Below are 24,865 nucleotides of genomic sequence, written 5' to 3' on the forward strand. Positions count from 1 at the left end.
CCCTGTGCGCACACTTCTGACCAACGGTTCCGTCTACTCACCCGCCGACCCCCACGCGACCGCGATCGCCTTCGACGACGGCGTCGTCACCTGGCTCGGCGACGACACCAGCGCGGCCTCGTACGCGAACGGCGCGGACGAGGTCGTCGACCTGCGGGGCAAACTCGTCGCGCCCGCGTTCGTCGACGCGCACGTCCATACCGCCCAAACGGGTGCATTGCTGACCGGCCTCGACCTCGCCGGTACGACGAACCTCACGGAGGCGCTCGACCGCCTCGCCGCCTTCGCCGCCAACCTCGGACCCGATGCCGTGATCGACGGCTCCGGCTGGGACGAGACGAAGTGGCCCGAGCACCGCCCACCGACCTCCGAGGAGCTGGACCGTGCTGCCGGTGGCCGCCGCGTCTACCTGTCCCGCGTCGACGGCCACTCCGGCGTCATCTCGTCCTCTCTCGCCGCAGTCGTGCCGGGCCTGGAGGCTCAAGCCGGGTACGACACCACCGGCCGGGTGGAACGCGATGCGCACCACGATGTCCGCGATGCGCTGAGTGAGCTGGTCGGCCCCGAGCAGCGGCTCGCCGACTCCCGCGCGGCCGTCAAGGCAATGGCCGCGCGCGGTGTCGGCGCCTTCCACGAAATGGCCGCACCGCACATCGGGCCGCTGTGGGAGCTGCCGCTCGTCCGCCAGGCCGCCGACGAATTGGGGCTCTCGGCAACCTTGTACTGGGGTGAGCCCGGCGTCTTCGAACACGTCACCACCTACGGCCTCGCGGGACTGGCTGGCGACCTCAACGCCGACGGCGCCCTCGGATCACGGACGGCCGCGCTGCGAACGCCGTACGAGGACCTCGCGGATCACTGTGGTCACGCCTACCTGACGGCCGAGCAGATCGCCGACCACGTGATCGCCTGCACGGAGAGGAACCTCCAGGCCGGCTTCCACTGCATCGGTGATCTGGCCCTCGACAACATCGCGCGGGGGTTCGAGCTCGCCGCGGAGAAGGTCGGGGTGCAGGCTCTCGTGGCCGCGCGGCACCGCCTCGAGCACGTCGAGATGGTCGACGACACCGCGATCGCCACGCTGGCGCGGTGTGGTGTCGTCGCCAGCGTCCAGCCGATGTTCGATCGCCATTGGGGTGGACCGAGCGACATGTACGCCGAACGGGTCGGCAGCCGTTGGGTGGGGATGAACCCCTTCGGCTCGCTCGCGCGCTCGGGCGTAGTACTGGCCTTCGGGTCGGACTCTCCGGTGACGGAGGTCGGCCCGTGGGAAGCGGTGCGGGCTGCCGCGTTCCACCGCGACGCCCGGCAGCGGATTACAGTCCGGGCCGCCTTCGCCGCGCACACGCGTGGTGGTTGGCGGGCCGCTGGGATCGACGACGCCGGAGTGCTCTCGCCGGGGGCAGCCGCGACGTATGCGGTCTGGGAGAGTGACGCCGACCTCGTCGTACAGACCCCGGATCAGCGGGTCGCCGCGTGGTCGACCGATCCGCGTGCAGGGGTTCCGGTGCTACCGGACTTGAGTAATGAAGCACCCGTTCCGAGCTGTCGGCGGACTGTGGTCGGTGGTCGTGTCGTGTATGAATCCGAAGGATGGTCGTCGTGACCCGTGCAGTGAAGAAGCTCGACCTAGATCCGGTCACCGTGCGCAAAGCACGCAGCCTGGCGCGCAAGGCCGGGCGCCCGATCGTCAACATCGCCAAGCAACACACGACCGTCTCGGTCGAGCGCGCCGTACTGCGCCTGGCGGGCCTGGCCGGTGCCGACACCGAGGGCATTCCCTGGGTGAACCGGCTCGCCGACACCGTGCGAGCCGACGTCGGCCTGGAGCATGGGCTCGCGTTGCCGGTCTGGGACGCGCTGCTCAGAGGCGAGGCGGAGGACCTGTCCGTCCTCGCCCAGAAGGCCGCTTCCGGGTCGGTGACGTTCCGGCTGCCGGAGGGACGCGACGCCGTTCGGGCGCAGAACGCCGCGCGGAAGGCCGCGGCCGCCGGACTGAAGAAGGTCGACAGGCGGCGGCTTGAGCGCGACCGGCTGATCAAGAAGCACGGGGATCCTGAGCAGCGACCGTGGATCTATCTGATCGTCGCCACCGGCGATATCTACGAGGACATCCCGCAGGCGCAGGCAGCGGCCCGGGCCGGCGCGGACATCATCGCGGTGATCCGGTCGACCGGGCAGTCGTTGCTGGACTACGTCCCTGAGGGCGCGACGCGTGAGGGGTTCGCCGGGACGTACGCGACGCAGGAGAACTTCCGGCTGATGCGGGCGGCGCTGGACGAGTCGTCGCGGGAGCTCGGGCGCTACATCCGGCTGACCAACTACGCGTCCGGACTGTGCATGCCGGAGATCGCGACGCTGGCCGGCCTGCAGCGGCTGGACATGATGCTGAACGACTCGATGTACGGGATCCTGTTCCGCGACATCAACCCGATCCGTACCTTCGTGGACCAGCGGTTCAGCCGGCAGATCCACGCCCGCGCGGGGATCATCATCAACACCGGCGAGGACAACTACCTGACCACCGCCGACGCGGTCGACGCCGCGCACACGGTGACCGTGTCGCAGCTGCTGAACGAGTTCTTCGCCAAGGAGGCCGGGCTGGAGGACTGGCAGCTCGGGCTGGGGCACGCGTTCGAGATCACGCCGGAGATCCCGGACTCGTTCCGGATGGAGCTCGCGCACGCGATGCTGGCTCGGCAGCTGTTCCCGGACGCGCCGCTGAAGTGGATGCCGCCGACGCGGCACATGACCGGCGACGTCTTCCGCGGCTACCTGCTCGACGGCTTCTTCAACCTGGTCGGGGCGCTGACCGGTCAGGGCATCCTGCTGGTCGGGATGATGACCGAGGCGGTCGTCACGCCGTGGATCTCCGACCGCGACCTGGCGCTGCAGAACGTCCGTTACGTACTGGGTGCCGCCGGCAACCTTCATGAGGACTTCCATCCCGCGCCGAACGGCTTCATCGCGAACCGGGCCCGGCAGGTGCTGGGGGAGTCGGTGGAACTGCTCGAGCGGATCGTCGACGACGGTCTGCTGAACGCGATCGGCGACGGGACCTTCGGGCTGATGAAGCGCCCGCAGGACGCCGGCCGCGGGCTCGACGGCGTGGCCCGCCGTTCTTCGCAGTACTACAACCCGGCGATCGAACTGCTGGAGACCGGACAATCGAAGGCGGGACAGTGAGCATCATCAGGCCCTACGGGGACATGACCGGTGACGGAATGGTGCAGATGTCGTTCACGCTGCCGATCCCGCACGACAAGCGCGCCGAGGGCGCGGCGATCCAGCTGGCGAACAAGATGGGGATGGATCCCGCGCTCGTCGTGCACGCCAAGCCGATGGGGCCGGACTTCACCTTCTTCGTCGTCTACGGGCCGGTGAACCACCTGGTCGACACCGACAAGGTGGTGGTGATCGAGCGCGACTACCCGTTGCTCTCGCCGAAGGACGCGAACCTGGCTATCCGCAAGGGCCTGCGCCGCCGGCTGACGGTCGTCGGTGCGTGTATCGGCACCGACGCGCACACCGTCGGGATCGACGCGATCATGAACATCAAGGGCTTCGCGGGGGAGAAAGGCCTGGAGTACTACCGGGAGCTGAAGGTGGTCAACCTGGGCGCCCAGGTCGCGGTACCGGAGCTGGTCCGCCGGGCCAAGGCCGAGAAGGCGGACGCGATCCTGGTCTCGCAGGTCGTCACCCAGCGGGAGGCGCACGTGCTCAACACCAAGGAGATGTCGGCGGCCTTCCGGGAGGCGTACGCCGAGGACGCCCGACCGGTATTGGTTGCCGGTGGCCCCCGTTTCACCGAGGCGATGGCGCCGGAGCTCGGCGTCGACCGGGTGTTCGGCCGCGGTACCACCCCTGGCGAGGTGGCCAGCTATCTGGTCGATGCCCTCGTCACCCGTCGCAAGCACGTACCGGTTCGGAGAAGTGCATGACCCAAAAGATGTCGCGGGCAACTATCGGCCTGACCGCCACCCACCGGCGCTACGTGCCCTACAGCCACGCCCACTACGCGGGCAACCTGGTCGACGGCGCGTACGTCCTCGGCCTGTTCGGCGACGTCGCGACCGAGGTGTGCATCCAGGCCGACGGAGATGAAGGACTTTTCGCTTCCTACTCCGACGTGCAGTTCCTTCAGCCGTTGCGGGCCGGTGACGTTGTGGAGGTCAAGGCAACCATCTCCCGGGTCGGCAACCGTAGCCGGGAGCTCGAGTTCGTCGCGACGGTGGTCTGCCGTGGCCGGACGGAGCTGTCGGAATCGGCGGCCGAGGTGCTGGCCGAGCCGCTGGTGATCACCCGCGCGACCGGGACCGTCGTCGTACCGGTCGCGTGACGATTAGTTGCCCTGGGTAACGATCACGTGGAGTGCCGAGACGACTCTGTAACGTGACGCCGGTGGCGCTTGCTCGTTTGTCCTGTCAGGGCAGGCAAATGTGTTACAACGACTTCAAGTCGCCGCCGGAAAGGTTGACACCACGGCTGCGAACGAGCATCGTTTTGGGAGTCGTCACCACCCGTTTTTTCAACGGTTCAAAGAAGTTCGGCCACCGGATGATCCCGCGACGCTGACCAGGCCAGTGCCAGGCTTGAGTCGACGGGGGCTGAGATCGCCGGTGGTTAGCCCCCCGCGGGGCAGAGGTGGAAGAGGCTCGGCGCCCAGTAGACAACAACCGGGTGGCTCGCATCCAGCGAGTCGGCGGTTGGTCCGAAGGAGCGCCGAGCCTCTTTCCTTTTCCCCCTCTTTCCGGTTCCCGCCGGTCTCGGTTCCAGCTGCGGACATCTCCCGGCTACTGACCGGATATATCCGCGCCCACCGGACGTTGTACCGTCGTCCGACTGGTGGCAGTCGGGTGGTGAGGCGAAGGGGCGTGGTTGTGGAGCGACTGAAGGCGTTGGGGCGCATCTTGCCGAGGGTTGCCGTCGCGGTCGGTGCTGGTGCGCTGCTCGGGCTCGCCTATGAGCCACACGACCATCCGTGGCTCGCGCTGGTCGCCGTGCCGCTCCTGCTCGCCACACTGAACGGCGTCTCGATGAAGGGCGGCTTCCTGGTCGGCGCCGGCTTCGGGATCACGTACTACGCCGTACTGGTGCCGTGGCTGACCGTGATCGGTGGCGACGCCGCGATCGCGCTCGCCATCCTCGAAGGGCTCTTCTACGGAGTCTTCGGGGCACTGGCCAGTCAGACGCTGAAGCACAAGCTCTGGATCCTGTGGGTGCCGTGCCTATGGGTGGCGACCGAGTACGCGACCGGCTCGGTCCCGTTCGGCGGATTCCCCTGGGGCCGGCTAGCCTGGGCCTTCGCCGACCAGCCGCTCGGCAAGCTCGCATCGCTGGTCGGGATCGCGGGTCTCAGCTTCGTCGTGGCCCTGCTGGGCGTCCTCCTCTACGCAGTACTGCGTCGCCGTAGCGCGTTCAGCCTGCGGGCGGTGGCACTCGTCGCCGGGTTCGCGATCGTCGGCCTCAGCTCGCTGGTCACGCTGTCGACCGAGGGCAACGGCAAGACCGTCACCGCGGCGATGGTGCAGGGCAACGTACCGGGCAAGGGGCTGGAGTTCCTCGGCCGGGCCCGGACGGTCACCAAGAACCACATGAACGCGACCCTCGACCTGCAAAAGCAGGTGGAGGCCGGCTCGCAGGTCAAACCCGACCTGGTGATCTGGCCGGAGAACTCGACCGACATCGACCCGTACAAGGACGCCGAGACCCGCCAGGACATCGAGACGGCCGTCCAGGCGGTGAAGGTGCCGATCCTGGTCGGCGCGGTGACCGAGGGGCCCGGCGAGAACGAACGCCAGACCACGGGCATCGTCTGGGATCCGGCCACCGGCCCGGGCCAGCGGTACGCGAAGCGCCATCCGGTGCCGTTCGGTGAGTACATCCCGTTCCGCGACCAGTTGCTGCCCTACATCAAGCGCCTCGAGATGATCGGCCGCCAGACCGCTCCTGGCAAGGGTCCCGGGATCATGCCGATCAGGGGCGTCACGTACGGCGACCTGATCTGCTTCGAGCTCGCCTACGACAACGTGGTCTCCGACGTGGCCAAGGGTGGCGCCCAGATCCTGATCGTGCAGACCAACAACGCGACCTACGGCGATACCGGGCAGCCGGAGCAGCAGTTCGCGATCACCCGGATGCGCGCGATCGAGACCGGCCGGACCGTACTGATCGCCTCGACCAGCGGCATCTCCGGCGTGATCAACCCCGACGGCAAGGTTGAGCACAAGTCCGGACAGTTCGTCCCGGACGTGTACGTCGCGAAGGTGCCGGTCCGCGATGGCGAGACGCTGGCCACCAGGCTCGGCGGCTGGCCGCAGTGGGTCTTGACCGGCCTGGGCATCCTTGGAGCAGTACTGGCGTTGCTGGCCCGGCGCAAGCCACGCACCGAGGACCCCGGCAACCCACCCACCGCGACCCCCGACCGTGAAAAAGTGCCCGTCTAGCAGCCCGTGCTGGGCTGCTTGACAGTAAGCCGACCGGGGCGGTGGGGTGGGCAAAGAGAGGAATGGTGTGAGCATGCCCTGGTTCATCGCGGTTGCGTTGCTCGTCGTGCCGGTGATCGAGATCTACGTGATCATCCAGGTCGGTCAGGTGATCGGCGGCTGGCAGACGGTTGCACTGCTGCTGTTCGAGAGCGCGCTAGGCGCCTGGCTGATCAAGCGGGAGGGCCGGCGCGCCTGGAACGCGCTGCAGGAGGCCACCCAGACGGCGCGGATGCCGGGCAAGGAGCTCGCCGACGCGGCCCTCGTGCTGGTCGGTGGGACGCTGCTGCTGACGCCGGGGTTCATCACCGACATCTTCGGCTTCTTCTTCGTCCTGCCGTTCACCCGGCCACTCGCGCGCAAGGTGCTCTCGTCGTTCCTGAGCCGCCGGATCGCCGGCCAGCTCGGCGGCAACCCGATCACCGGCTTCATGCCCGGCACCTTCCGGCCTCCCACCGCCGACGACGCCGAGCGCGCTCATCGCGAGCGCGCCGCCGCCGACGACGTCGTACAGGGTGAGGTCATCGACCCGGATCGGCCGACCGACAAATAGCCGTCAGGTGAGCCGGTCGGTGGCCGCCTCGGGGGACGAGTCGACCGCGAGTCCGGCCGGTGGCTCGATCACGGTCTCGGGGGTCGGCGCCGACGGCGGTGGGCCGGGCTTGATCACGCGGCGGATGCCGATCGCGCCGATCACGGTGGCGACGACCTCGATCAGGGTCATCCACAGCCAGACCCGCTGGCCGATGTGCTCGAACAGCAGCACCCCGAGCACCGGGCCGACCGTCGCCCCGAGCCCGAACATGGTCTGCATCGCCCCGATGTACCGGCCGCGCAGGTGTGGCGGCGCGATCATGCCCGGATAGGCGAACATCGTCGGCACCCCGACGATCTCCGACAGGGTCCAGAACAGCGTGCCCAGGATCAGGAACACCGGCAGCATGTCGATCGCGTACATCGCGTAGCCCATCGCCACCAGGGTGAAGCCGGTCAGCTGCACCACCCGGATCGGCCAGCCCTGGACGAACTTGGTCGCGATCATCTGGCAGGTCGCGCAGATGATCGCGTTCATGGTGATCAGCGCGCCGTACCACCAGATGCTCTGCCCGGCCGCCTTGATCGCCAGTGGCAGGGCGGCGGTGTACTGGACGTAGACGACCGCCTGCAGGAAGAAGGCGAGCATGAACAGCGAGTACCGGTAGTCGCGGAGCACGTCGATGTAGCGACCGCGGATCGGCGGCTCGGCCGCGTCCGCCTTCTCCTTGGCCGCCACGGCGGCAGCGCTGCGATCCGGTTTGGGCAACGCGACCAGCGCGATCAGACCGAAGGCGAGAACGGCCAGCGCTTCGGCCCAGAAGAGCAGGTTGTACGAGATCTCGGCCAGCGCGACCCCGATCAGCGGCGCGACCGTGGTGCCCAGGTTCACGCACAGCATGTACATCGCGGTCACCATCACCAGCTTGTCCGGCGGGGTGAGCTGGGTGATCATCGACTGCGCCGCCGGCCGGTAGAACTGACCGACCGCGCTGACCAGCAGGACGGCCAGCAGGAGCAGCGGGTAGGACTTGATGTAGATCAGTGACGCGATCAGGACGGCGGACCCCATCATCGAGATCAACGTCGCCGAGCGCGGACTGAGCCGGTCGCTGAGCCAGCCGCCGATCGCGGTGCCGAGGACGGCGCCGGCGCCGTACACGCCGAGAGCCCAGCCGGCCTGGCTGCCGGAGAACCCGCGGTGGGTGAGGAACAGGACCAGGAAGATCTGCAGGAAGGAGGCCAGTTTGCTGACGAACACTCCGGCCAGCAGCGCCTTGGCCTCGCGCGGAGTCTGCGCCCAGGTCTCGAACACCCCTGGCCTGGACGGCTTACCCGTCCCACCCACGCCTGCTACTGCACCGCTCATCGGCGATTCACCTTTCTGTTCCCCCACCCCAGCGACTTCCGCTGCTCACGGTTACTGAGCGACCGGCACCGGTCCGCTGATACAGATCCGCCGTACTGCCCGTAGAGGCATTGCCGAACAGGGGCGCCCCCGTGTATCAGAACCGGCCGCCCGATCGCCTCTCCCATTGTGAAGGCGACGCGGAGCGGGGGTGCCTGGAGCCCGCGTGCCACTAGGGAGGGAACCCGAATATGGCAGATGAGGCAGTGCAACCGGACGAGGCCGTCCAGACGATCGAAGAGCTGGGCGAGGACTTCGTCCAGCGGCAGGCGCACTACCTTCGCCGGTTCCGTGGTGAGGGGCCGGTGCACGAGGTGATCTTCCCGCATGGCGCAAAGGTCTGGCTGGTGACGCGGTACGCCGACTGCAAGGCGCTGGCGATGGACCCGCGGGTCGGCAAGGACGGGCGCCGGCTGAACGAGATGTACGCCAAGCACTCCACCTTGAGCTCGCCGATGCACTCGACCAGGACCGACGAGGAAGAGGCTGAGCCAGGCTTCGACGACGACCTCGCGGCGCACGTACTGAACAGCGACCCGCCGAATCACACCCGGCTGCGCAAGCTGGCGATCAAGGCGGTCACCCCGGCCCGGCAGGAGGCTCTGCGCCCCTCGGTCGAGGTGGCGGTCGAGAAGCTGCTGGACAAGCTGGCGGAGGCGCCGGTCGTCGACCTGCTCGCGGAGTTCGCCTGGCCGCTGCCGCTCGGCACGATCTGCGACCTGTTCGCGATGCCGGAAGAGGACCGGGAGAACTTCCGGAAGTGGTCGGGCACGCTGACCGGGGCCGGTCAGGACCCCGAGGAGGTCGCGTCGGCGTCGAAGAACATGACCGAGTACGCGAACGCGCTGATCGACGCCCGGCGGGCCGACCCGGGTGACGACATGATCAGCGAGATGCTGCGGATGGACCTCGACGGGGACCAGCTGACCCAGGGCGAGATCGTCGGGATGATCTTCATCGTGGTGACCGCGGGCCACGTCACCACGGTGCACTCGATCGGGAACGGCGTGTTCAACCTGCTCACCCACCCGGAGGAGCTGGAGAAGCTGCGCGCCGATCCGTCCCTGATCCCGGCGGCGGTGGACGAGCTGATGCGGTTCGACCCGGCAGCCTCGGTCGGGACCTTCCGGTTCACCAAGGCCGAGATCGAGATCGCCGGCGTGACCATCCCGAAGGAACAGATCCTGGCGCTGTCGTGGGGTTCGGCGAACCGGGACGAGACCAAGTTCGAGGACCCGGACCGGCTCGACGTCAACCGCTGCCCGCAGGGGACCTTCTCCTTCGGGCACGGCGTGCACTACTGCATCGGCATCCCGATGGCCAAGATGCAGATCGAGATCGCGCTGGAGCGGCTGCTCGCCCGGTACCCGCACCTGAGGCTCGCCGTACCGGCCGATGACGTGCGGTGGACCAGCAGCGCCCTGTTGCACGGTCTGGCCGGGCTGCCGGTCTCGGTCTTTCCGCCTGACCAAGTCTGAGCAACTCCCGCGGCGGAGCCACCACCCCGCCCGGGACAACTGAACGGGCCGTCACCACATGATGTGGTGACGGCCCGTTCGGGGTTCGTCAGGCAGTGCGCTTGCTGGTCGTGTTGCGGGCGCGGTGCAGGTGCGCCGGGCCGATCTCGCCGGACCTCAGCAACGCGACGCGCTCGGCGAGCAGCTCCTCGAGCTCCGAGATGCTCCGACGCTCGCGCAGCATGTCCCAGTGCGTCCGGGCAGGCTTCTCCTGCTTCGGCTCCGGCTTCTCACCGGTCGAACGAGCGGCCTCGCTACCGCAGTGGGGGCACTCCCAGATCGCCGGTACCTCGGCGTCGTGCGCCATCGTGACCTCGACCACGTGGCCACGCGGGCAGTCGTAAGTGATCATCTGGCGCGGCGCGAACTCGACGCCGCGGTCATCCTCGAAGCTGACCCCACCCAGCCCCGAACCACGCAGAACGCGATTAGACATGTCAAACCTCCGAGATTCGTCATCCGAGACAACGGTCGGCCGACCCGGATCATTCCCATTTTGGCATGCCCGAGCCCCAGGTACGCACCTGACAGCACCGTCATCACACCCTGTCATCGGACGTTCACGAATTACTGTGTGTCGCAGCACACACTTCGTTCTCCGCCTGATCTTCACAGCCAGTTGCCAGGTTGCCGGAAACCATTCCTCAGTTAAGGTCCCTAGCGTCTGCGTTCGTGACCAAAGCCAGTCTCCTCCCACGGCACAAACTCCGTGGCCTCAGCATGCTGAACGTGGCCCTGATAGCCATCGTCCTCGCCATTGCAACAACCGCCTACCTGCTGTTCTTCCGCGGCGAGTCGGAAGCGGCCGGTACGACCCGCCCGACCGTGGCGGTGGCGCGGGGCGACGTGACCGCCGGGGTGAGCTCGAGCGGCACGTTGCAGAGCTCCCAGTCGGCCTCTCCACAGTTCGCGACGTCGGGCACGGTGACGGCCGTCCTGGTCAAGGTGGGGCAGGTCGTCGCCAAGGGGGCGGCGATCGCGCGGATCGACCCGGCCGCCGCGCAGCGCGAAGTACGGATCGCCGAGCAGAACCAGATCGCGGCGTCGAACTCGGTGACCGCCGCCCAGGAGACCCTGGACGACGCCGAGGACGCCAAGGACGAGGCGGACGCCGCCGCGGCCGAGCCGACCCCCACTCCGACCCCGGGCCAGCAGGCCCAGACCCAGACGCAGAGCCAGGGCCAGAGCCCTGAGGTCGTGGTCACCAACGCCAAGGCGAGTCTCGCCCGGGCGAAGGCCGACAAGGAACAGGCCGACCAGAGCCTCGAGGCCGCCGAGTCCGACGTTGCCAACACCACTCTGACGGCGCCAATCGCCGGCACCATCACCGCGATCAACGGCTCGGTCGGCTCTGTGGCCGGCGGGTCGAGTGGTTCGACCGGTTCCACAGGTTCGACCGGGCAGGGCGCTACAGCCGGCGGCAGTACCAGCTCGTCGACGAGCACTGCCACTGGTACCGGCTTCGCCGACATCTCCGACCTCAAGACGCTTCAGGTGGTCGCTGCCTTCCCTGAGGCAGATGCCGTGAAGGTCAAGGCCAAGCAGGCCGCGACGGTCACCCTGAACGCCGAGCCGGGCAACACCCTCACAGCGACGCTGACCTCGGTCTCGCCGACTCCCACGACGACCAACGGCGTCGTCTCGTACTCGGCGACCTTCACGCTCGCCAAGGTGCCGGCCACCGCGCGGATCGGGCAGACCGCGAACGTGACCGTCCAGACGGCGAAGGCGACCAACGCGCTGTACGTCCCGAGCACGGCGATCGTGACCAGCGGGACCACCTACACGGTGACCATGGCCAACGGCGGCGGTTCGCGCGAGATCCAGATCGGCGTACGGGGTGACAGCTTCACCGAGGTGAAGTCCGGGCTGGACGAGGGCGATCAGATCGAGCTCATCCAGGGTGCGATCGGCACTGCCGGCGGCACGGGCCAGGGGCAGGGGCGGACCGGGACCGGGCAACTTCCGGCGCAGCCCGGCGGCGGTCAGTTCCCCGGTGCGGGTACCGGCGCGGGGGCGAACCGTGGCCGCTGACGCCCTGATCGATATCCGGGAGGTCACCAAGACATACGGCATGGGCGAGACCGCCGTGCATGCGTTGCGCGGAGTGTCGCTGCAGGTGGACGCCGGCGAGTACGTCGCGGTGATGGGCTCGTCCGGGTCCGGCAAGTCGACGTTGATGAACATCCTCGGCTGCCTCGACGTACCGAGCCGGGGCGAGTACTGGCTGGACGGGACCGACGTGGCCCGGCTGTCCGAGGACCAGCAGGCGTTCGTGCGCGGGCGCAAGATCGGCTTCATCTTCCAGTCGTTCAACCTCATCCCGCGGACCTCAGCGCTGGCGAACGTCGAACTGCCGCTGACCTATGCCCACCTGAAGAAGGCCGAACGGCGCCGGCGGGCTCGTCGCGCGTTGGAGCTGGTCGGGCTGTCCGATCGCGAGGACCACCGGCCGAATCAGCTCTCGGGCGGTCAGCAGCAGCGGGTCGCGATCGCCCGTGCGCTGGCGACCGGGCCACGGATCCTGCTGGCGGATGAGCCGACCGGCAACCTGGACGCGCACTCGACGGACGAAGTACTGGGGATGTTCGACGAGCTGAACTCCGAGGGCCGGACCGTGGTCGTGATCACCCATGAGGACGAGGTCGCCCGGCGGGCCCGGCGGCTGATCCGGGTCGCCGACGGACGGATCGTGGCCGACGAGGTGACCGGCTGATGTCACCTCGTGACCTGTTCGGGGCCGCCTTGCGCGGTCTCGGCGCCAACAAGCTGCGCTCGCTGCTCACCGTGCTCGGCGTCTCGATCGGGGTCGGCGCGGTCATCGTTCTGGTTGCCGTCGGCAATGGTTCGGGCAAGGCCGTCCAGGACCAGCTGGAGGCGATGGGGACGAACCTGCTGACCGTCTCGACCACCGGCGGGGGCGGCGGCTTCCAGCGCGGCCAGGCCGGCCCGTCGGCTCAGCAGTACAGCCTGACGGTGGCCGATGCGGAGGCATTGTCCGACGACCGGCTCGCTCCCGACGTGGCCGCGGTCGCTCCGGTGATGACGAGCACCGGTACTGCGACCAACGGCGACACGAGCTACACCGTCAACCAGGTGATCGGTACGACCCCGGAGTACATGCCGGCGACGAACACCCCGGTCGCCAACGGCCGGGCGTTCACCGAGCAGGATGTGGACACCAGCGCGCGCGTCGTCCTGCTCGGCCAGACGGCGGCGACCGAGCTCTTCGGCCGGCCCACGTCGGCGGTCGGTCAGACGATCAAGCTCGGCGCGGTCGACTTCGCAGTACTGGGTGTGCTGGCTTCGAAGGACACCACCGGGTTCACCGATCCGAACGCGATGGCGATCGTGCCGATCAGCACGTTGCGCGCGACGCAGGCCGGGTACGGCGCTTTGTCGCAGATCGTGATCCAGGCGGCCGACAAGGACAAGGTCGACACCGCGCAGGCCGAGGTGACGCAGTTGCTGACGGCACGGCATCAGGTGCCGGCCACCCAGACGTCGCCGTTCCGGATCACCAACTCCGCGCAGATCCTGCAGACCAGTCAGGACACCGCGGCGACCTTTACCGCGCTGCTGGCGACGGTGGCCGCGATCAGCCTGATCGTCGGCGGGATCGGCGTCACCAACATCATGCTCGTCACCGTCACCGAGCGGACCCGTGAGATCGGCATCCGCAAGGCGCTCGGCGCCCGGCGGCGGGCGATCCTCGGGCAGTTCCTGATCGAGGCGACGTTACTGAGTCTGATCGGCGGCGCTGTCGGCGTGATCGCCGCGCTGATCGTCAGCCGGTTCCAGCTGGCCGGAGTACAGCCGGTGCTGGTTCCCTCCTCGATTGCTCTGGCCTTCGGCGTCTCTGCCGCCGTCGGTCTGTTCTTCGGCAGCATGCCCGCCCATCGGGCTGCCGGTCTCCGTCCCATCGATGCACTCCGCCACGAATGAGAGAGGCTCACTCATGAGCACGCCCCACCCCGATGACGAATTCACCCAGATCGGTACCGACGAAGAGGTCGGCGAGGCACTGAAACCGAAGAAGACGCTGAACTTGCCTGCGGCAACTGCCGTGCTTGCCGGCGTGGTCGTGCTGGCGATCGGCCTGGCCGGTGGCGCCGGCCTGCATGCTGCCTTCGCCAAGGACGACGTGCCGGCCGCGGCGGCTGGTGGCCGCGCACCCGGTGCTGGTGCTGGTGGTTACGGCGGGTTCCGCGGCCAAGGCCAGGGCCAGGCGCCCGGTGGCGGGCAGGGGAGTGCTGCGATCGGCACTGTCGTGTCGGCCTCGAGTTCGCAGCTGGTCGTGAAGACGCAGAGCGGCGACGTCACGATCAAGCTGACCGGCGAAACGTCGATCGAGACGACCACCAAGGGCACTGCCGCGGACCTGAAGGCGGGTCAGCAGGTGGTCGTCAGCGGCGAGACCACCGACGGCACGCTGACCGCCAGCACAGTCCGCGAAGGCGGCGCCACCGCCGGCTTCGGCCGCACCCCAGGCGCAACCCCTTCCACCCGCTAGCCCCCGACCCCTAACCCCGACACCGCCGCCACGCCCACCGGGCGTGGCGGCGCTGCCATGCCCGGGCCACTTGGTGCACCACCTGGCCATGCCCGGGCCACTTTGTGCACCACCTGAGCGTTTTCAGCGGCCTGATTCGCTCACGTCGTGCACAAAGTCGCATCGAGTACCACCGAGTACCACCGAGGGGCCGCCGGGAGGCGCCGAGGGGGGCCGGGGGTGGCGTGGGTTTGGTCGCGCTCTCATGGGCGGGGTGGCGGTTCGTGGGTCTTGGTCGTCCGACGAATCATTGACGGGTGGGCTTGGAAAGCGCTATCTTCCGACGAAATGAGGCGCAAAAAGTACAAATCGCCTCTTCGTCGACAGGAGAAGAAGGCAATGGCCAGGTCGTTGAGATGGGTTGCGTTGGGGTTGGGAGCGGCGATCGCGCTTGCTGGTTGCAGCAACGGGGGAGCGCCGGAGGTCGAGCAGGACCCTAACGCTCCGCTGGAGCTGTGGACGCGGACCACCCCGGGAGGCGACGGGGAGAAGGGGATGAAGAAGCTCGTCGCCGCGTTCGAGGCGAAGACGGGGCAGAAGGTCGAGGTGACCGCGATCTTCGACGATTTCGAGACGAAGCTGTCCCAGCGGGCCGCCCAGAAGGACCTGCCGGACATCGTCATGAACGACTCGTCCCAGCTTGGCACGATGGTCAGCCAGGGGATCGTCCGCGAGGTCGACCTCAGCGCGATCAAGGGCAGTGACCAGCTGCTCGAGTCGGCACTCGCGTCAGCCAAGGCCGGTGACGGCAAGACCTACGGCGTCCCGTACTCCGCGCAGGCGAGCGCGCTGCTGATCCGCAAGGACTGGCGGAGCAAGACCGGGCTGCCCGTGCCGAAGACCTGGGACCAATTGACCGCCCTCGCCAAGGCGTTCACCACGCAGGACCCGGACGGCAACGGCAAGAACGACACCTTCGGGCTGGCCGTCCCTGGATCGACGAAACGTGGGTACGCGTCCTGGTACTTCTCGAACTTCCTCTGGGCCGCCGGCGGTGACTTCATCGCCAAGCAGCCTGATGGGCACTACAAGCCGGCCATGTCGACGCCCGAGTCGGTGGCCGCCGCCAAGTGGTTCCGCGACCTGGCCTGCACCGAGAAGGTCATCCAGCCGGGTGCCGCGACGATGGACACGCCGCCGACCAACGAGACCTTCGAGGCGGGCAAGACCGGCATGTACGTCGTCGGCCCGTACCTGATGCCGCGCTTCGACAAGTCGCTCGGCAAGGACAAGTACGAGGTCGTACCGGTCCCCGCCGGCGCCAAGGACTCGACCGTGCTCGCCGAGGGTGGCAGCGCGTACCTGATGGCCGGGTCGGCGAACCAGGCCGCGCAGAACGCCTTCGCCTCCTTCGTGATCTCCGCCGAGGGGCAGAAGGTCGGGATGGAAGGCGAGAAGGCCTTCAATGTGCAGCTGCCGGTGAACAAGACCGTCGACGTGACGACTATCCGCAAGGACCCGCGCTGGAAGGTGTACGCCGACGTCTACCGCGACCACGCCCGGTACGCGCCGACCATCCCGAACTGGACGCCCGTCCGCCAGGCCTCGGCCGACACCATCAACGCCCTGATCGCCGACTGCGGTCTCGACATCACGGCCGAGATGTCGAAGCTCGACGGCAAACTCGCCGCGACGCTCAGCCAGCAAGGCATCGGCGCCTCGTGAGCGTGAAGGAAGCAGCGCCACCGGAAGCGGTTCCCAGGCAGCAGCCCCGAACCGCCACCCGGTCGAAGCCCAGACGAGGCGGTAAGTGGTGGATTCCGTGGCTGTTCCTGGCGCCGGCGCTGATCCTCTTCGTGTACTTCAAGTTCATCCCGATGGCCCAGGCCGTCTCGATGTCGGTGCAGGACGTCCGGCCCTATCTCGGCAACACCTGGGTCGGTACCGCGAACTACAGCGAGATCCTGTCGTCGGAGGGCTTCCGGTCCGCGACCTGGAACACGATCCTGCTGGCGATCGGCCAGACGTTCGGTTCGATGACGCTCGGTTTCGGGCTGGCTCTGCTGGTGGAGGGCCAGACCCGCAAGCTCACCTTCATCCGGTCGGCGGCGTTCCTGCCGGTCGTCGTACCGATCGCCGTGGTCGCCGAGCTGTGGCGGATCATGTACCACCCGACGAGTGACGGCCTGCTCAACCAGCTCATCGGTCTGGTCGGGCTCGGCCCGTCCGGGTTCATCAACGACCCGGACACCTCGCTCGCGTCGATCGCGGTCACCGGGATCTGGCGCGGTGCGCCGTACGACATGATGATCTTCCTCGCCGGGCTGGCGGGGATCGATCGCGGGCTGTACGAGGCCGCGACCGTTGACGGCGCGTCGACCAGGCAGCGGATTCTGCACGTCACGCTGCCCGGGCTCCGGCCGGTCTTCGCGATTCTGTTCGTCCTCGCCGCGGTGCGTGGGTTCCGCAGCTTCACCGAGGTCTTCCTGCTGACCAACGGCGGGCCGAACGGCTCCACCGAAGTCGTGATGACCCTGATCTACAAGCTCGGGCTGGAACAGAACCGGCTCGGCGTCGGCTCGGCGGGTGCGGTGCTGCTCTTCGTGGCGACCCTCGTGCTGACCGTCTGCGTCCAGCTGCTCCGGAGGAGGAGATCCGTATGAGTGCCGCCACCGAGACCGCGCTGGGTCTCACCGAAAGCAAGGGCCCTGCCGCGCGGGCCATCAAGTTCGTCGTCTACACGGCCCTGTTCGTGCTGTTCGCCGGCCCGCTGCTGGCGCTCCTGGTCAGCTCGTTCAACCACGTGTCCGACCCGACGCAGCTCAGCATCATCCCCAAGAGCCCGACGCTGGACAACTTCAAGGTCGCCTTCGATCACGGCGTACTGCGGTATCTGGCGAACTCGTTCTTCGTCGTCGGATTCGGCCTGCTGCTCCAGGTCGCGGTCTCGGTCCTGGCCGGCTACGCCCTGGCTCGCAAGGTCTTCCCGCTGATGACCCTGGTGATGGTCGCCATCCTCGCCACGATGATGCTGCCCGAGGAGATCCTCGCGTTGCCGCTGACGCTCGTGCTCGCCGACCTGCCGCTCGTGCACCTCAACCTGATGGGCACGCTGGCCGGGATGATCGTGCCGCTCGGCGCCTGGGCGTTCTCGATCCTGGTGATGACCGAGTTCATGAAGGACGTGCCGCGCGAGCTGGAGGAGGCGGCCCGGATCGACGGCGCCGGCGAGTTCCGGATCTTCGCCCAGATCATCCTGCCGCTGTGCAAACCCGCCCTCGGCGTGATCGGGGTGTTCGGCTTCACGATGATCTGGGACCAGTACCTGCTGCCGTTGCTGGTAGCAACCAACTCGAAGGCGTACACGCTGCCGCTGGCGCTGCGGACGTTGCGGATCGACCCGGTGGTGACGCCGGGTGTGGTGATGGCCGCGTCGTTGCTCGCTCTGCTGCCGTCGGTGCTCGTGTTCCTCTTCTTCCAGCGCTCCTTCGCCCGCGGCCTGACCGCCGGTGCGTTGAAGGGGTGAGCCAGATGTCCAAGGCATGGTTCCGCCACGAACGCTTCGGGATGTTCATCCACTGGGGCCTGTACGCGCTGCCGGCCCGGCACGAGTGGGTGAAGAACCGCGAACAGCTGACCGACGAGCAGTACGACCGGTACTTCGAACGCTTCGACGCGGATCTCTACGACCCCCGCGAGTGGGCGAGGTCGGCCCGCACGGCCGGCATGCGCTACGTCGTCCTGACCACCAAGCACCACGACGGCTTCTGCCTGTGGGACAGTGCGCTGACCGAGTACAAGGTGACCAATACGCCGTACGGGCGGGACCTGCTGACGCCGTTCGTCGAGGCGTGCCGGGCCGAGGGGCTCAAGGTCGGCTTCTACCACTCGCTGATCGACTGGCATCATCCGTCGTTCCCGATCGACGGCCTGCACCCGCAGGGCGATGACGAAGCCGCCAAGGCAGCAGCAGCCGGGCGAGACATCGCGGAGTACCGGACGTATTTGCACGGGCAGATCCGCGAGCTGCTGACCGGCTTCGGTCAGATCGATTACCTGTTCTTCGACTTCTCGTACGCCGGCCGCCCGCAGACCTGGGGTGGCAAGGGTGCCGAGGAGTGGGGCGCCGAGGAGTTGCTCGCGATGGTCCGGGAGCTGCAGCCGGACATCCTGGTCAACGACCGGACCGGGCTGCCCGGTGACTTCGTGACGCCCGAGCAGTACCAGCCGGCCGGCCCGATGACCGGTCCTGAAGGTCCGATCGCGTGGGAGGCGTGCCAGACCCTCAACGGGAGCTGGGGCTACGACCGCGACAACCTTGACTACAAGAGCCCGGACCTGCTGCTCCGGATGCTGATCGACGGCGTCTCGAAGGACGGCAACCTACTGCTCAATGTCGGCCCGACCGGACGCGGGCTGATCGACCCTAGAGCGGAAGGAACGCTGGCCGCGATCGGTGACTGGATGCGGCTGCACGAGCGCTCGATCCGCGGCTGTGGCGCTCCGGAGTACGTCGCACCGCCGGATTGCCGCTACACCCAGAACGGTGACCGGCTCTATCTGCACCTGTTCAGCTGGCCGTTCAAACACGTGCACCTGCCCGGACTCGCCGGGCGAGTCCGCTACGCGCAGCTGCTCTCGGACGCCTCGGAGATCCACCTGGTCGAGCCCGACCTGAGCCGCCTCCACGAGAACACCCAGCCCGGCGGCCAGCCCGCCGGGACTCTGACCCTGCAACTCCCGGTACGCCGTCCCGAGGTCGCCGTACCCGTCATCGAGTTGTTCCTCTCTCCCTCCGCCTGATCCCTGGAGACCACATGAACCGCCGTACGTTTCTCGCCGCTGGGACAGTCGCTGGACTAGCCGGAGTGTCCATGACCGCAGTACTACCCGCCTCAGCGCGGTCGCGCGACCGCCGCCACGTCCGGTCGCTCGACGAACTCCGCCGGGCGATCGCCACCGCCGGCCCCGGCACGGTGATCACCGTTGCCGACGGCCACTACCCCGTACCGGCCGGGGCGCCGATCGCGATCACCGGCAAGCGGGGCGGGCCCGGGCTGCCGATCACGATCCGGGCCGAGTCGCCGGGCGGCGTCGTACTGACCGGTGAGCAGAGTTTCGTGCTGACCGGGTCGTCGGGCATCACGCTCAGCGGCTTCGGGTTCCGGCAGAGCACCACGCTGGACCTCCCGCCGGACTGCCGGCGGATCAGGCTGACCCGCAACGACTTCCAGCTGGCCGATGTCGAAGGCCTGCACTGGGTGATGGTCCGCGCGGACCACTCGACGATCGACCACAACGCGTTCCACGGCAAGACGACGCTGGGGATCTTCCTCGGCGTCGAGGGCGCCGGGACCGACGCGATGGCCAGCGGGGTGCACATCTTCCGCAACCACTTCAGCGACCACAGCTTCCCCGGTGACAACGGCGGTGAGCCGATCCGGCTCGGGGTCAGCCCGCGGGCCTTGTCGACGGCCGGTGCGGTGGTCGAGTTCAACCTGTTCGAGCGCGCCAACGGTGACCCGGAGGCGATCTCGGTGAAGTCGTCGGGCAACGTCATCCGGCACAACACGATCCGCGACAGCCTCGGCGGCATCGTTCTGCGGCACGGCAACGCGAACCGGGTCGAGGGCAACTACCTGCTGTCGGGCAAGAACGGGATCAGGATCTACGGCAACGACCACCGGATCGTGAACAACTACCTCGAGCGGATCGCCGGCTCCGGCATCGTGCTCGGCAGCGGCAACGTACGCGACCACTTCCCGGGCGAGACGCCGGAGTCGCGGCGCGGCAACGACGCTCCGGACGGTGTGCAGCTCGCGCTCAACACCGTGCTGGACTGCACGACGGCGATCAGCGGTGAGAGCCACCGGACCCTGCCGCCGCTCGGTTGCACGATCACCGACAATCTTCTGGTGGCTGACAATGGGCAACACGTGAACATGCCGTTCCAAGAGGGCATCAGCTGGTCCGGCAACCTCCAGTGGGGTGCGGCGGCGGATGGAAACGCGCCCGCGGGCACCTTCACCCGGGCCGATCCGAAGCTGGCGGCGGGAGCGGACGGCATCCGCCGCCTGACCGCGGGCAGCCCGGCGATCAACGGCGCCAGCCGCTCGTACCGCGACGTCGGCACCGACCTGGACGGCGACCGCCGTACCGGCCGTGTCGATGTCGGGGCCGACGAGTACTCCCGCAGGGAGCCCTGCCTGCGCCCGTTGACGGCGACTGAAGTCGGCCCGAACGCCTCATGACGACCCAGGCGCCCGTTAACACCCGGCGTGAGGAGGAGCTGATCCGCACGCATCTGGACCGCTTACGGCTGGACCTCGTCGTCGCCGCCAGGATCACCAAGGTGCACCGCGAATGGTCGCGGCCGCTGCAGCCCGATCCGTTCTCGCGGCTGTACCTGATCCTCGAAGGCGAGGGGCGGCTGGTCGTGGGGGAGCAGGAGCTGTTCCCGAAACCGGGTGAGCTCTGCTTCCTGCCGGCCGACGTACCGGTGTCCTACGAGACGATCAGCGACAACGTGTTCCGCAAGCACTGGCTGCACTTCTCGGCGCTCGTCGGCGACCGGGACATCGGCGAGCTGCTGACCTTGCCGTACATCGTGAAGAGCAAGGCACCGGAAGAGGCCGCCACGCTGTTCGAGCAGGTGGGCGCGGCCGACCGCGACCCACCGAGTCTGGCGACGCCGCTGCGACTGCGATCCGCGTTGACCGCGCTGTTCGCGCACTACCTGGACAGCGCGCCACCAGGGTCGGTCCGGCTGGCGCAGCAGCAGACGGAGGAGACCAGCGTCGTCCAGTACATCCAGCAGAACCTCGACACGCCCTTGTCGGTCGAGGAGCTGGCTGCGCAGTTCGGCCAGGACCTGGCGACGTTCGTGCGGCGCTTCCGCACGGAGTTCGGACTGTCGCCGAAGCAGTACATCAAACGGACCCGGATCGAGTGGGCGCAGCGCGAGCTCGCGTCGACCACCCGGCCGATGGAGGAGATCGCGGCTGCGGTCGGGATGGACCAGTCGTACTTCTCGAAAGTGTTCCGCCAAGTCAGCTCGGTGACGCCGAGCGAGTACCGAAAGCTGTACCGCCCCAACGGTTGAGGAGACTTGCCATGGATCGTCGTGCCTTTCTGACCGGCAGCGTCGGTGTCGCTGCCTTCGCCGCTTTGCAGTTACCAAGACCGGGACCGTCCGCCGCCGGGACGACCGCGGTGGTCACCTCCCTGTCCCAACTCCAGTCCGCCATCAACTCCGCGACCGCCGGTACCACGATCACGCTGGCCAACGGTTCGTACGCCGTACCGTCGGGCTCGCCGATCACGGTCTCCGGGCGCAACGGCAGCAGCGCGTCGCCGATCATCATCCAGGCGGAGACCCGCGGTGGGGTGACGTTGACCGGGTCGCAGAGCTTCGTGATGTCGAACTCGTCGTACATCACGGTGAGCGGGTTCGTCTTCAAGCAGACCAGCTCGCTGGATCTGCCGTCCAGTTGCACCCGGATCCGGATCACCCGGAACGACTTCCAGCTCGGCTCGGCCGCCAGTCACTGGCTGGTCGTTCGCGGTGACGACGTGAAGGTCGACCGCAATGTGTTCCACGACAAGTCCACGATCGGCTGCTACCTGGTGATAGACGGCCCGTCGAGCACGGTGATGGCTAAGCGGACCTACATTCTGCGCAACTACTTCCGGGACCACTCGTTCAGCGGTTCCAACGGGGGTGAGCCGATCCGGCTCGGGGTGAGCAGCCGCGCGCTGGATATCGCCGACGCGACGGTCGAGTACAACTTGTTCGAGCGCGCCAACGGCGATCCGGAGGGTATCTCGGTGAAGTCGTCCGGCAACACGATCCGGTACAACACGCTGCGGTCGTCGACCGGTGGCATCGTCCTGCGGCACGGCAACGACAACCGGGTCGAGAGCAACTATCTGCTGTCCGGCGCGAACGGGATCAGGATCTATGGCAACGACCATCTGATCATCAACAACTACGTCAGCGATGTCAGTGATGCCGGGATCGTGCTGGGCAGTGGTACGGTCCGCGACCACTTCGTCGGTGAGTCCGCCGACTCCCGCAAGGGCAACGATGCTCCTGATCGGGTGACGATCACGCTCAACACGCTGCGGAACAACAGCCAGGCGGTCGTCGGCGAGAGCCAGCGCACGCTCGCGCCGCTGGCCTGCAAGATCACCGACAACCTGTTGGTCGGCGCGAGTGGGTCGCTGACCGATCTGCCGTATCAGTCCGGCATCACCTGGTCCGGCAACATCCTGTGGGGCTCGGCCTCCAACGGGAACATCCCGTCGTCTGGCTTCAGTCGGGCCGATCCCAAGTTGGTCGCGGGTGGCGACGGCATCTATCGGCTCGGCTCGGGCAGCGCCGCGATCAACGCGGTGAGTGTGAATCATGCCGGGGAGGTCGGTGACGACTTGGACGGTCATGCACGGTCGGCGCCGTATGACGTTGGCGCCGATGAGTATTTAACCGCCCAGCCGGTACGTCGCCCGCTCACCGCCGCTGACGTGGGGCCGGGGGCTGCCTGATTTGGTGGCGGCTGGCTGGGGTGGATTCGGGGCGCTCTGACGGTAAGGGAGGCCTGGATCGCGTCGCCGGGCTGCGTGAGTGTCCTAGTCGTGGGACGGACGCAGCTATCCCGGAGCCGCTGGAAGGACCGGCCACGATGACTGGCCAGCCTCCAATGCCCGGCGAGCCCGTAGCCCGGGCTTGGATGGCACGGCTGGCCGTGTGGGGTTGGCCACTATCGGGTTCTTTTACCAATGGCGTGCTACAGCACGCCATTGGTAAAAGAAGGCGCTAGTCGGGCCCAAGATTGGCGGACCGCTCCTGCGATCGTCACCCGCGAACCGACCGGCTTTGCCATCATTCGCCCGCGACTCGACCGGCTGGACCCAAGATGGCCCCTGGCTCAGACCGCGAACCACACCCACCTCGGGACAGCACCCCGGATCCACACCAACCTCGCCAGGCCGTCGCCGACCCTCGCCCAAGGCCGCTGCCGGGCTAGACGAGAACGGTCGGCTGTGTGTTGCCGGCCTCGTCGATGCCCTTGCGGATGTCGACGCGGGCGAGCAGGACCAGGCCGATCACGAAGAAGAGGCCGAGGGCGATGATCGCCGGGCGGTAGGAGCCGGTGAGCTGGTGTACCAGGCCGAAGACGAGGGTGCCGAGCCACGAGGTGCCGCGTTCTCCGGCCTGGTACAGGCTGAAGTACTCGGCCTCGCGGCCCTTCGGGATCAGCTGGCTGAAGGCGGACCTGGACAGTGCCTGGGTGCCGCCGAGGACGATGCCGATGGCGGCGCCCATCGCGAGGAACGGGGCGATCTGCTCAGCGGGCAGCAGGAAGCCGGCGATCACGATCAGCATCCAGACCACCAGCCCGCCCATGATCGTGTGCTTGGTCCCGTACCGGCGGGCGAACCGGCCGAACGCGAGCGCGCCGAAGAAGGCGATGAACTGGACCAGCAGGATCGTCATGATCAGGATCTGGGTCTCGAACCCGAGCTGCTTCTCGCCGTAGGTCGAGGAGACCGAGATGACGGTCTGGATACCGTCGTTGAAGAACAGGTACGCGACCAGGAACAGCAGCGTCTGCGGGTAGGTCCGGACGTGTTTCAACGTCGCGAACAGCTGACCGAAGCTCTGCCGGATCAGGTTGCCGTCGCCGACCGGTACGAGGTTGGCCGCCGGCCGGTTCTTCAGCTTCAGGTAGGGGATGAAAGTGAACAGCCCCCACCAGAGTCCCGCGCTGAGCAGGCTGAGCCGGACCGCGGTCGCCTGGTCCATCCCGAGCGCGTCGTGCGCGGTGACCACCCCGAGGTTGAGCGCCAGCAGGATGAAGCCACCGAGATACCCGAAGGCCCACGCCCGCGACGACACGTCGTCACGATCGTCGGGGCCGGCGATGTCGATCAGGATCGAGTCGTAGACGACCAGGGAAGAGCCGAGACACAGGTTGCCGAGGAAGAGCAGTAACGCGCCGAGCGCCCAGCGGCCGTCGGCGACGAACACCATGCAGCAGGCGGCGAGCGAGCCGGCCCAGGCGAAGCCGCACATCAGCAGCTTCTTGCGCGGTGACCGGTCCGCGATCGCGCCGACGATCGGCAGGATGAGCGCCGACAGCAAGGTGGCGACGGTGACCACGTAGAAGGCGAGCGAGCCAGGCGAGATGCCGAGCCCGAGCACGCTGAGGTTCGTGGAGCACGGGTCCTCCGTCGTACCGACCCGGCCGCAGGCGGCGGTCTCGGCCACCGAGGTGAGGTACGGCGCGAACAGCACCGTGCCGACCGTCGTCACGTAGCCGGAGTTGGCCCAGTCGTACAGGCTGAAGCCCCAGTACTCACGTTTGTCGACACTCGCCGGGGCCGAGAGAATTCCCATGCGGAGGAGTGTGGCAGGTGTGAGGATGAC

At 67.8% G+C, this 24,865-nt stretch carries 21 protein-coding genes; 18 read left to right on the top strand and 3 right to left on the bottom strand.

All coding sequences use genetic code 11. From position 1 onward, the window contains the following. The first annotated feature begins 4 nt into the window (after nt 1-4). The 6 genes from G3I17_RS12415 (at nt 5) to G3I17_RS12440 (ending at nt 7,038) form a co-directional block, all read left to right on the top strand. Nucleotides 5-1,606 (top strand): amidohydrolase, encoded by a 1,602-nt coding sequence (locus tag G3I17_RS12415; RefSeq protein WP_164596142.1) that lies wholly within the window; start codon nt 5-7, stop codon nt 1,604-1,606. Beyond that, complete coding sequence (locus G3I17_RS12420) at nt 1,603-3,186, top strand: lysine 5,6-aminomutase subunit alpha (RefSeq protein ID WP_164596143.1); 1,584 nt, start codon at nt 1,603-1,605, stop codon at nt 3,184-3,186. Before G3I17_RS12415 ends, G3I17_RS12420 begins: the two co-directional genes overlap by 4 nt. Next, nucleotides 3,183-3,941: an OAM dimerization domain-containing protein gene (locus G3I17_RS12425; protein ID WP_164596144.1), complete on the top strand. Its 759-nt coding sequence runs from the start codon at nt 3,183-3,185 to the stop codon at nt 3,939-3,941. Before G3I17_RS12420 ends, G3I17_RS12425 begins: the two co-directional genes overlap by 4 nt. After that, complete coding sequence (locus G3I17_RS12430) at nt 3,938-4,339, top strand: hotdog domain-containing protein (RefSeq protein WP_239062472.1); 402 nt, start codon at nt 3,938-3,940, stop codon at nt 4,337-4,339. The genes G3I17_RS12425 and G3I17_RS12430 overlap by 4 nt, the downstream gene beginning before the upstream one ends. A gap of 541 nt (nt 4,340-4,880) precedes the next feature. Further along, complete coding sequence (gene lnt / locus G3I17_RS12435; protein ID WP_164596145.1) at nt 4,881-6,446, top strand: apolipoprotein N-acyltransferase; 1,566 nt, start codon at nt 4,881-4,883, stop codon at nt 6,444-6,446. Nucleotides 6,447-6,519: 73 nt separating this feature from the next. Then, nucleotides 6,520-7,038, top strand: coding sequence for an FxsA family protein (locus G3I17_RS12440; protein WP_164596146.1), 519 nt, complete (start codon nt 6,520-6,522; stop codon nt 7,036-7,038). A gap of 3 nt (nt 7,039-7,041) precedes the next feature. Here the strand turns inward: G3I17_RS12440 and G3I17_RS12445 are convergent, their stop codons facing one another. Beyond that, the gene (locus G3I17_RS12445; protein WP_203590097.1) at nt 7,042-8,388 is read right to left on the bottom strand and encodes an MFS transporter; all 1,347 of its coding nucleotides are present in this window, start codon (nt 8,386-8,388) and stop codon (nt 7,042-7,044) included. Nucleotides 8,389-8,618: 230 nt separating this feature from the next. Between G3I17_RS12445 and G3I17_RS12450 the strand changes: the two genes are divergently transcribed. Beyond that, the gene (locus tag G3I17_RS12450; RefSeq protein ID WP_164596147.1) at nt 8,619-9,905 is read left to right on the top strand and encodes a cytochrome P450; all 1,287 of its coding nucleotides are present in this window, start codon (nt 8,619-8,621) and stop codon (nt 9,903-9,905) included. 88 nt (nt 9,906-9,993) lie between these two features. On the opposite strand, the gene G3I17_RS12455 is transcribed toward G3I17_RS12450, so the two are convergent. Beyond that, nucleotides 9,994-10,380 carry an RNA polymerase-binding protein RbpA gene (locus G3I17_RS12455; protein WP_164596148.1) on the bottom strand — a complete coding sequence of 129 codons (387 nt, stop codon included), beginning with the start codon at nt 10,378-10,380 and terminating at the stop codon, nt 9,994-9,996. A 236-nt stretch (nt 10,381-10,616) separates the two neighbouring features. On the opposite strand from G3I17_RS12455, the gene G3I17_RS12460 reads away from it, so the two are divergent. The 11 genes from G3I17_RS12460 (at nt 10,617) to G3I17_RS12510 (ending at nt 22,980) form a co-directional block, all read left to right on the top strand. Then, the gene (locus tag G3I17_RS12460; RefSeq protein ID WP_164596149.1) at nt 10,617-11,978 is read left to right on the top strand and encodes an HlyD family efflux transporter periplasmic adaptor subunit; all 1,362 of its coding nucleotides are present in this window, start codon (nt 10,617-10,619) and stop codon (nt 11,976-11,978) included. Further along, a complete protein-coding gene (locus G3I17_RS12465; protein WP_343238279.1) occupies nt 11,968-12,660 on the top strand; it encodes an ABC transporter ATP-binding protein in 693 nt (230 codons plus the stop codon). The genes G3I17_RS12460 and G3I17_RS12465 overlap by 11 nt, the downstream gene beginning before the upstream one ends. After that, nucleotides 12,660-13,889: an ABC transporter permease gene (locus G3I17_RS12470; RefSeq protein WP_164596150.1), complete on the top strand. Its 1,230-nt coding sequence runs from the start codon at nt 12,660-12,662 to the stop codon at nt 13,887-13,889. Before G3I17_RS12465 ends, G3I17_RS12470 begins: the two co-directional genes overlap by 1 nt. A 13-nt stretch (nt 13,890-13,902) precedes the next feature. After that, nucleotides 13,903-14,457, top strand: coding sequence for a hypothetical protein (locus G3I17_RS12475; RefSeq protein WP_164596151.1), 555 nt, complete (start codon nt 13,903-13,905; stop codon nt 14,455-14,457). Between the two features lie 378 nt (nt 14,458-14,835). After that, on the top strand, nt 14,836-16,161 hold the full coding sequence (locus tag G3I17_RS12480; protein ID WP_164596152.1) for a sugar ABC transporter substrate-binding protein: 1,326 nt from the start codon (nt 14,836-14,838) through the stop codon (nt 16,159-16,161). A gap of 2 nt (nt 16,162-16,163) precedes the next feature. Continuing rightward, complete coding sequence (locus G3I17_RS12485) at nt 16,164-17,099, top strand: sugar ABC transporter permease (RefSeq protein WP_343238280.1); 936 nt, start codon at nt 16,164-16,166, stop codon at nt 17,097-17,099. Next, nucleotides 17,096-17,962, top strand: a complete 867-nt coding sequence (locus G3I17_RS12490; RefSeq protein WP_164596154.1) for a carbohydrate ABC transporter permease — start codon at nt 17,096-17,098, stop codon at nt 17,960-17,962. Before G3I17_RS12485 ends, G3I17_RS12490 begins: the two co-directional genes overlap by 4 nt. A gap of 5 nt (nt 17,963-17,967) precedes the next feature. Then, the gene (locus tag G3I17_RS12495; RefSeq protein WP_164596155.1) at nt 17,968-19,239 is read left to right on the top strand and encodes an alpha-L-fucosidase; all 1,272 of its coding nucleotides are present in this window, start codon (nt 17,968-17,970) and stop codon (nt 19,237-19,239) included. 14 nt (nt 19,240-19,253) lie between these two features. Beyond that, nucleotides 19,254-20,687: a polysaccharide lyase 6 family protein gene (locus tag G3I17_RS12500; protein ID WP_164596156.1), complete on the top strand. Its 1,434-nt coding sequence runs from the start codon at nt 19,254-19,256 to the stop codon at nt 20,685-20,687. After that, a complete protein-coding gene (locus tag G3I17_RS12505) occupies nt 20,684-21,538 on the top strand; it encodes an AraC family transcriptional regulator (protein ID WP_164596157.1) in 855 nt (284 codons plus the stop codon). The genes G3I17_RS12500 and G3I17_RS12505 overlap by 4 nt, the downstream gene beginning before the upstream one ends. A gap of 11 nt (nt 21,539-21,549) precedes the next feature. Further along, complete coding sequence (locus G3I17_RS12510) at nt 21,550-22,980, top strand: polysaccharide lyase 6 family protein (protein WP_164596158.1); 1,431 nt, start codon at nt 21,550-21,552, stop codon at nt 22,978-22,980. A 478-nt stretch (nt 22,981-23,458) separates the two neighbouring features. Here G3I17_RS12510 and G3I17_RS12515 read toward each other — a convergent pair whose 3' ends face one another. Next, nucleotides 23,459-24,835 (bottom strand): MFS transporter, encoded by a 1,377-nt coding sequence (locus tag G3I17_RS12515; protein ID WP_164596159.1) that lies wholly within the window; start codon nt 24,833-24,835, stop codon nt 23,459-23,461. Nucleotides 24,836-24,865 lie beyond the last annotated feature (30 nt).

The sequence above is a fragment of the Streptomyces sp. SID13031 genome (assembly GCF_010548305.1).
In the GTDB taxonomy this organism is placed as follows: domain Bacteria; phylum Actinomycetota; class Actinomycetes; order Propionibacteriales; family Kribbellaceae; genus Kribbella.

What these genes read in the sequence shown, in the direction of transcription:
- G3I17_RS12430 (WP_239062472.1), top strand. Translation starts at nt 3,938, where the DNA reads ATGACCCAAAAGATGTCGCGGGCAACTATCGGCCTGACCGCCACCCAC.
- G3I17_RS12440 (WP_164596146.1), top strand. Translation starts at nt 6,520, where the DNA reads ATGCCCTGGTTCATCGCGGTTGCGTTGCTCGTCGTGCCGGTGATCGAG.
- G3I17_RS12445 (WP_203590097.1), bottom strand. Translation starts at nt 8,388, where the DNA reads ATGAGCGGTGCAGTAGCAGGCGTGGGTGGGACGGGTAAGCCGTCCAGG.
- G3I17_RS12450 (WP_164596147.1), top strand. Translation starts at nt 8,619, where the DNA reads ATGGCAGATGAGGCAGTGCAACCGGACGAGGCCGTCCAGACGATCGAA.
- G3I17_RS12455 (WP_164596148.1), bottom strand. Translation starts at nt 10,380, where the DNA reads ATGTCTAATCGCGTTCTGCGTGGTTCGGGGCTGGGTGGGGTCAGCTTC.
- G3I17_RS12470 (WP_164596150.1), top strand. Translation starts at nt 12,660, where the DNA reads ATGTCACCTCGTGACCTGTTCGGGGCCGCCTTGCGCGGTCTCGGCGCC.
- G3I17_RS12475 (WP_164596151.1), top strand. Translation starts at nt 13,903, where the DNA reads ATGAGCACGCCCCACCCCGATGACGAATTCACCCAGATCGGTACCGAC.
- G3I17_RS12480 (WP_164596152.1), top strand. Translation starts at nt 14,836, where the DNA reads ATGGCCAGGTCGTTGAGATGGGTTGCGTTGGGGTTGGGAGCGGCGATC.
- G3I17_RS12490 (WP_164596154.1), top strand. Translation starts at nt 17,096, where the DNA reads ATGAGTGCCGCCACCGAGACCGCGCTGGGTCTCACCGAAAGCAAGGGC.
- G3I17_RS12495 (WP_164596155.1), top strand. Translation starts at nt 17,968, where the DNA reads ATGTCCAAGGCATGGTTCCGCCACGAACGCTTCGGGATGTTCATCCAC.
- G3I17_RS12500 (WP_164596156.1), top strand. Translation starts at nt 19,254, where the DNA reads ATGAACCGCCGTACGTTTCTCGCCGCTGGGACAGTCGCTGGACTAGCC.
- G3I17_RS12505 (WP_164596157.1), top strand. Translation starts at nt 20,684, where the DNA reads ATGACGACCCAGGCGCCCGTTAACACCCGGCGTGAGGAGGAGCTGATC.
- G3I17_RS12510 (WP_164596158.1), top strand. Translation starts at nt 21,550, where the DNA reads ATGGATCGTCGTGCCTTTCTGACCGGCAGCGTCGGTGTCGCTGCCTTC.
- G3I17_RS12515 (WP_164596159.1), bottom strand. Translation starts at nt 24,835, where the DNA reads ATGGGAATTCTCTCGGCCCCGGCGAGTGTCGACAAACGTGAGTACTGG.